Source organism: Nocardiopsis halophila DSM 44494 (assembly GCF_000341245.1).
Lineage (GTDB): Bacteria > Actinomycetota > Actinomycetes > Streptosporangiales > Streptosporangiaceae > Nocardiopsis_A > Nocardiopsis_A halophila.
Genome location: NZ_ANAD01000009.1, coordinates 1 through 6,717, shown reverse-complemented (window position 1 = coordinate 6,717; position 6,717 = coordinate 1). Strand labels below are relative to the sequence as shown.

Below are 6,717 nucleotides of genomic sequence, written 5' to 3'. Positions count from 1 at the left end.
CGCGGCGGCCGCCGCCACCTGGCTGCTGGACCTGTCCCTGATCGCCGCGGCGGCGCTGGCGGTCGCCGTCGCGGCCTCCTTCCTCGCCGCGGTCCTGGCGGCGCCGGTGCTGCCCCGGGCCCTGGCCCCGCCCGCGCGCGGCGGTGAACCGCCGCTGATCCGCGGCGCCGTCCTGGCGCTCGCCCCGCTGCTGGGCNNTGCGGGGCGCGCCCGCCGGTCTGGTCGTGGCGGCCGTGGCCGACCTGTGGCTGATCGAACCGGTCGCCTACGCCCTGGGCGGGCTGGCCGGCGGGGCCGTGGCGGCCCTGGTGCACCGCACGCTGACCCGGATGCTCGCCCTGGCGATGGCCGCGGTCGGGGTGGCGGTGGTGCTGGCGGTCCTGGTCACCGCCGCCGTGCTGGTGGCCACCGGGGTCGACCCGCTGTTCGCCTTCGCCGAGATGGTCGGCCACGGCACCAAGCCCGACAGCATCGTCAACATCGCCAACAACGCCTCCACCCTGTACCTGTCGGCGGTCGCGGTGGCCATCGGCTTCCGGATGCGGCTGTTCAACATCGGGGTCGACGGGCAGTACCGGCTGGCGGCGATGGCCGCGGCGGCCGTCGGCGGCGCGGTGGCGCTGCCGCCGGTGCTGCACCAGGCGGTGGTCATCGCCACCGCGGTGGCGGTCGGCGGCCTGTGGGCGGGGCTGGCCGGGTTCCTCAAGGTGGCCCGGGGCGTCTCGGAGGTGATCTCCACGATCATGCTCAACGCCATCGCCACCGGCATCACCGCCTACCTGATCAACGTCGACCGGCTGGCGGTGGAGATCGGCACCAACAACATCGGCACCAGCCCCATCCCGCCCTCCGGGTGGGTGCCCTCGGTCCCCATGGGCTTCATGGGATCGCGGGTCGACCTGTTCGGCCTGGTGCTGCTGGCCGCGGTGGTCGGGGCCGGCTACTGGTGGATGCTGGAGCGCACCCGCTTCGGCTTCGACCTGCGCGCCACCGGGCAGTCGGCCACCGCGGCCCAGGCCAGCGGGGTCGACGTGAAGAAGATGGTGCTGGCGGCCATGGTCATCTCCGGCATGGTCGCCGGGCTGGTGGGCATGCCGCAGCTGCTCGGCGACTCCCACTACTACGCCCTGGACTTCCCCACCGGGCTCGGGTTCATCGGCATCGCCATCGCCCTGCTGGGCCGCAACCACCCGGTGGGCATCGCACTGGCCGCGCTGTTCTGGAGCTTCCTCGACCAGGCCTCCCTGGTGCTGGACTTCCGGGGGATCCCCAAGGAGATGGCGGTGGTCACCCAGGCCACGGTGGTGCTCACCGTGGTCGTGGTCTACGAGGTGGTGCACCGCTGGGGGCGCCGCTACGAACAGCAGCAGGTCGGCAGGGAGCTGGGCCGGGCGGAGGTGGCCTCATGAGCCGGGAGACGACCGCCGGGGCGCCCGGTCCCGGAGCCGCGCCCGCGGCGGTCCGGGGCGCGTGGGGGCGCCGGTGGCGCCGGTGGCGGGTGCTGAGCGCGGTGCTCGCCGTGGTCGCGGCCCTGTCGGCGGTGCGGGTGTACAGCGGCCAGGACGCGCTGACCTCGGTCGGCACCGTGCAGACCATGCTCGCCTTCGCCGTGCCCATCGGCCTCGCCGGCCTGGGCGGGCTGTGGGCCGAGCGCGCGGGCATCATCAACATCGGCCTCGAAGGCATGATGGTCTTCGGCACCTGGTTCGGCGCCTACGCGGCCTGGGCCACCGGGAACCCGTGGGCGGGGCTCGCGGCCGGGGTCCTGGGCGGGGCGGCCGGGGGACTGGTGCACGCGGTGGCCACGGTGACCTTCGGCGTCGACCACATCGTCTCCGGCGTGGCGATCAACATCCTGTCCGTGGGCGCGATGCGCTACCTGTCGGTGCTGTACTTCATGGACGCCCCCGGAGGCGGTGCGGCCCAGTCGCCGCAGCTGCCGGACTTCGGCAGGGTCGGGCTGCCGTTCGTCGCCGACCTGCTGCAACCGGTGCGGGAGACCGGGTGGTTCCTGGCGGCCGACGCCGCCGGGATCGTCACCGGGCTGACCTCCGGGATGTCGGTGGTCACCCTGATCGCCCTGGCGCTGCTCCCGGTGAGCTACGCGGTCCTGTGGCGGACCCGCTTCGGCCTGCGGCTGCGCTCCTGCGGGGAGAACCCCGACGCCGCCGAGTCGCTGGGCGTCAACGTCTACGGGTACAAGTACGCGGCGCTGACGGTGTCCGGCGGCCTGGCCGGGATGGGCGGGGTCTTCCTGGCGATGGTGGCCTCCTCGGTCTACCAGGAGGGCCAGACCGGCGGGCGCGGGTACATCGGGCTGGCGGCGATGATCTTCGGCAACTGGCGGCCGGGCGGGCTGGCGATGGGCGCGGGGCTGTTCGGGTTCACCGACGCGCTGCAGATCCGCGGCCAGGGGCCGGCCGTGCACGCCCTGCTCCTCCTGCTGGCGGGGGCGTTGGCCGCGGCGGCGCTCTGGCAGCTGTGGCGGCGGCGCCCCGGCACGGCGCTGGCGTCGATCGCGGTCGCCGGGGGGCTGCTGGCCTGGTACCGGTTCACCGACACGGTGCCGCGCGAGGTGGTCATCGCCAGCCCCTACATCGCCACCCTGCTGGTCCTGGTGCTGGCCTCGCAGCGGCTCCGGCCCCCGGCGGGGATCGGACGCCAGTGGCGCAGGAGGAGCGGGTAGCCCGGGCGGGAAGGAGTCCGTCCATGGACGACAAGCGACTCACCGCAGCGGCCCCGGACTGGGGCGCCCTCCGGGCGGCGGCCCGCGATGCCGCGGCGCGGGCCTACGCCCCCTACTCCGGCCTGCGCGTGGGCGCGGCGGGGCTGGCCGGAGACGGGCGCCTCGTCACCGGCTGCAACGTGGAGAACGCCTCGTACGGGCTGACCCTGTGCGCCGAGTGCGGCCTGGTGTCCGCCCTGCACGCCACCGGGGGAGGGCCGCTCCTGGCGATGGCGTGCGCCGACGGGGACGGGCGGCCGCTCCTGCCGTGCGGCCGCTGCCGGCAGCTCCTCTACGAGCACGGAGGGCCCGCCCTGCAGGTGGACACCGACGACGGTCCGACCGCCCTGGGGCGGCTGCTCCCGCGGGCCTTCGGCCCCGAGGACCTGAACCGGACGGCCTGAAGGGCCGACCGGAACCGCCTGCGCGGGGGATTCGACACGGGAGCCCGTCCGGGCCTTACGCCCCTCCCGGCCCGCTCTTTAAGCTGCGAGCCCCGCTTTCCCTTCCCCGCCGTCGGCGGCCGTGCCGAGGCCGCCCCGTGCACGACCCATCGGAGGACCTGATGGACGCCATCGACATCATCACCGCCAAGCGCGACGGTGCCGAACTCACCCGCGAGCAGATCGAGTGGCTCATCGCCGGGTACGCCGACGGCTCCGGGATCAGCGATGAGCAGATGGCGGCCCTGTGCATGGCCGTCGTGTGGCGCGGCATGACCCGCGCCGAGGTCGCCTTCTGGACGGAGGCCGTGCTGGCCTCCGGCGAGCGCCTGGACCTGTCCGGGCTGGACCGGCCCACCACCGACAAGCACTCCACCGGCGGCGTGGGCGACAAGACCACGCTGCCGCTGACCCCGGCGGTGGTGGCGTGCGGGGCGGCCGTCCCCCAGCTGTCCGGGCGCGGGCTCGGACATACCGGCGGGACCCTGGACAAGCTGGAGTCCATACCCGGCTGGCGGGCCGATCTCGGCCCCGAGGAGCTGCGAGGACAGCTGCGCGAGGTCGGCGGCGCGGTGTGCGCCGCCGGGCCCGGGCTGGCGCCCGCCGACCGCAGGCTCTACGCGCTGCGCGACGTCACCGGCACCGTGGAGTCGATCCCGCTGATCGCGGCCTCGATCATGTCGAAGAAGCTCGCCGAGGGGACGGGGGCGCTCGTCCTCGACGTCAAGGTGGGGGCGGGCGCGTTCATGAAGGACGCGGACAGCGCGCGCGAGCTCGCCCGCACCATGGTCGGCATCGGCAACGACAACAAGGTGCGCACCCGCGCGCTGCTGACCGCGATGGACGTGCCGCTGGGGCGCGCGGTGGGCAACGCCCTGGAGGTGGAGGAGGCCCTGGAGGTGCTGTCCGGGGGCGGGCCCGAGGACGTGGTGCGCCTGACCGTGGAGCTGGGGCGCGAGATGCTGGACGCGGCGGGCCTGGGCGGGGCCAAGGACCCTGCCGACGCGCTCCGGGACGGCACGGCGATGGACGCGTGGCGGGCCATGGTCCGGGCCCAGGGCGGTGACCCGGACGCGGCGCTTCCCCAGGCCAACGAGCGCGGGGAGGTGCTGGCGCCGGCGTCGGGTGTGCTGGCGTCGGTGGACGCGCACGCCGTGGGCGTCGCGGCCTGGCGCCTGGGGGCGGGCCGTGCGCGCAAGGAGGACCGGGTGTCGCCGGGGGCGGGGGTGGTGCTGCACGCCGGGCCCGGCGAGCGGGTCCGCGCCGGCCGGCCGCTGTTCACCCTGCACACCGACGACCCGTCCCGCTTCCGCGGCGCGGCCGAGGTGCTGACCGGCGCCGCCCGGCTCGAACCGGCGGAGGAGAAGCGCCTCCCCCTGATCATCGACCGGGTAGGGGAGCCCCTCGGCTGACCCCGGGGCGGGCGCCCCGGGGAGCTGCCGGCCTGCGGCGGCAAGAGCCCGGCCGGTGCCCCGCCCCTCACCGCTCGGCAGCCGCCCGTCCCGGCCGGAGCGCGTCGACGGCGTGGACCAGGCGCGCCGTCCCACCGGGGTGGACGGCGCGGGTGAGGACGGTGTTGTGGTGGGCGATGACCTGTTCGGCGGTCAGTCCGGAGTCGGGGTCCCCTGCAGCCATGGGGGCGTGGCCGTCCGCGACCAGGTCCACGTCGAAGCCGTGGCTCGCGGCGGAACGGACGGTGGCGTCGATGCAGTAGTCGGTGGCGGCGCCGGTGACGACGAGGGTGTCGGCGCCGAGGGAGCGAAGGTCGTCGGCGAGGCCGGTCTCCCAGAAGGAGTCGGTGGCCTGCTTGGGGATGGTCCGGTCCCCTTCTCCGAGGCCGATGAGCGGGCTGACGCCGCGTCCGCGCCGGTCGGGGTCGAAGAGGCCGCCCGGCGGCCCGACCTGGTGGGGGACGAGCACCGGGACCCCGGCCCGGTGCGCCCGGCCGACGATCCCCCCGACCCGCCGCGCGAGCTCGGCCCCGCGCCAGAGGCCGTCGACGAGGAATTCGTGCATGTCGATGACGAGCACTGCGCGAGTCATGCCCCCCACCCTAGAGAGCCGGAGTGCCGGCCAGAAGGGGGCGGCGACCGCGGCGGCGCCGCAACGCGGTCGGCGAAGTGCGGGTTCGCTGGGGTGGTGCCGCTCCTACCCGTCCCCAACCGTCTCCGGCGTCTCTTTATTCTTTTCGTCGGTGTCGGGGGAGGTGGGCCCTGTGCCGGTCTGTGCAGGACCGGCCTCCCTGAGTCCGGCGCGGGTCGGGTCGGGGCCGCTGGGGTACCGGGGTCGCTGGGGTGTCGGGGCCGCTGGGGTACCGGAGTTCCACCGCTCCAGCGGATACGGCCATCGATGGCGCGGCAGGTGGGTGGGTAGGCGGGTACCCCGCCGGCCGGGCGCCGGGCCGCCGGAGTACCAGGTGGAGGGGCGGTGAGGACGGGGCCGGTGCCGTCGTCCGGTGGCGTTGTCGGGTGGCGGGTGCGCGGACGGTCGCTGAGGGAGGCGGCGAGGGCGTAGCCGGTGTCCCGCTCACTCTCCTTGGCCGGGCGTCGGCGCCCCAGGGGTACCGGTGATGGGAGGCGACGACGAAGCGGGGCGGTTCCCCGACCTTGGCTGTCGGCCGCCGGGCCTCTCGTGGTGCCGGGAACAGCAGCGGCGACGGGAGAGCCGGTGCCCCGCTCCGGCCTGCTTGCCGGGGGCCGGGGCCCCTGTGGTTCGGGGAGAAGGCGGCGACGACTGAGGCCGCGGGTCCACCAGGCCGCGTTGTCGGGTGGCGGGTGCGCGGACGGTCGCTGAGGGAGGCGGCGAGGACGTAGCCGGTGCCCCGCTCGCTCTTCTCGGCCGGGCGTCGGCGCCCCAGGGGGACCGGTGATGGGAGGCGACGACGAAGCGGGGCGGATCCTTGGGGCCGCCGGTCGGCTGCCGGGCTCCGTGTGGTCCAGGGAGGTAGCGGCGACGGGAGAGCCGGTGCCCCGCTCCGGCCTGCTTGCCGGGGGCCGGGGCCCTGCGGTGCCAGGGGGATGGGCAGCAACGACAAGGCGCGGCGGTCCCCGGGGCCGCTGGTAGGGCGCCGGGAGGCCTGCCGTTTTGGCGGACCCCCTCCTTTGCGCGTTCCGGGCATACCGGGCGCACCAGGCGGCGACGGTGCATCGAGAGTGGTGATATTGCCACTCTCGATGGAGGCCGGGCCCTTCCGGGGCGGTTTCCAGTGGACACAGCTCGCCGAATGTCCCGTTTATCCGGATCGGAGGAGGGTGTAGGTCTCGCGCGCACCTGGAGCGGCGCCCGGGGAAGGGCGGGTGTGTGATCCCGGCCAGACCAGAACCGGATTCGGTCCCCGGTGCCCCTTCTGTTGGTACTCGGGGCCCGTTTGCGGCACTCTCGCTCACCCCGGGTAATCGAGGACGGGTCGGTGGTGGTATCAGGTCCGGCGCGGGCGGGCGCCTCGCTCTCGCTCTCTTGTTCCCTCCTTTCCGGCGGGCGGGCAATTCAGGACATTGTGGACGCGGTAGTGCCGAACCCCGTTCTGGTCTGGCCGGGATCGCACCTGGA

4 protein-coding genes and 1 pseudogene are annotated in these 6,717 nt (G+C 75.0%); 4 read left to right on the top strand and 1 reads right to left on the bottom strand.

All coding sequences use genetic code 11. The annotated features are described in order from the left end of the window. The 4 genes and pseudogenes from D450_RS29115 to D450_RS0100880 form a co-directional block, all read left to right on the top strand. Positions 1-1,409, top strand: a pseudogene (locus D450_RS29115) (ABC transporter permease); the annotation flags it as partial. Next, entirely contained in the window at positions 1,406-2,686 is a 1,281-nt protein-coding gene (locus D450_RS0100890) for an ABC transporter permease (RefSeq protein ID WP_017536799.1), read from the top strand. The pseudogene D450_RS29115 and the gene D450_RS0100890, both read left to right, overlap by 4 nt. 23 nt (positions 2,687-2,709) lie before the next feature. Continuing rightward, complete coding sequence (locus tag D450_RS0100885) at positions 2,710-3,129, top strand: cytidine deaminase (RefSeq protein ID WP_017536798.1); 420 nt, start codon at positions 2,710-2,712, stop codon at positions 3,127-3,129. Between the two features lie 161 nt (positions 3,130-3,290). Beyond that, positions 3,291-4,580: a thymidine phosphorylase gene (locus tag D450_RS0100880; RefSeq protein WP_017536797.1), complete on the top strand. Its 1,290-nt coding sequence runs from the start codon at positions 3,291-3,293 to the stop codon at positions 4,578-4,580. A 67-nt stretch (positions 4,581-4,647) separates the two neighbouring features. On the opposite strand, the gene D450_RS0100875 is transcribed toward D450_RS0100880, so the two are convergent. After that, on the bottom strand, positions 4,648-5,211 hold the full coding sequence (locus D450_RS0100875) for an isochorismatase family protein (RefSeq protein ID WP_193789641.1): 564 nt from the start codon (positions 5,209-5,211) through the stop codon (positions 4,648-4,650). Between the last annotated feature and the right edge of the window lie 1,506 nt (positions 5,212-6,717).

Excerpts from the sequence above, each read along its gene's own strand:
- D450_RS0100890 (WP_017536799.1), top strand. The coding sequence starts at position 1,406 with ATGAGCCGGGAGACGACCGCCGGGGCGCCCGGTCCCGGAGCCGCGCCC.
- D450_RS0100885 (WP_017536798.1), top strand. The coding sequence starts at position 2,710 with ATGGACGACAAGCGACTCACCGCAGCGGCCCCGGACTGGGGCGCCCTC.
- D450_RS0100880 (WP_017536797.1), top strand. The coding sequence starts at position 3,291 with ATGGACGCCATCGACATCATCACCGCCAAGCGCGACGGTGCCGAACTC.
- D450_RS0100875 (WP_193789641.1), bottom strand. The coding sequence starts at position 5,211 with ATGACTCGCGCAGTGCTCGTCATCGACATGCACGAATTCCTCGTCGAC.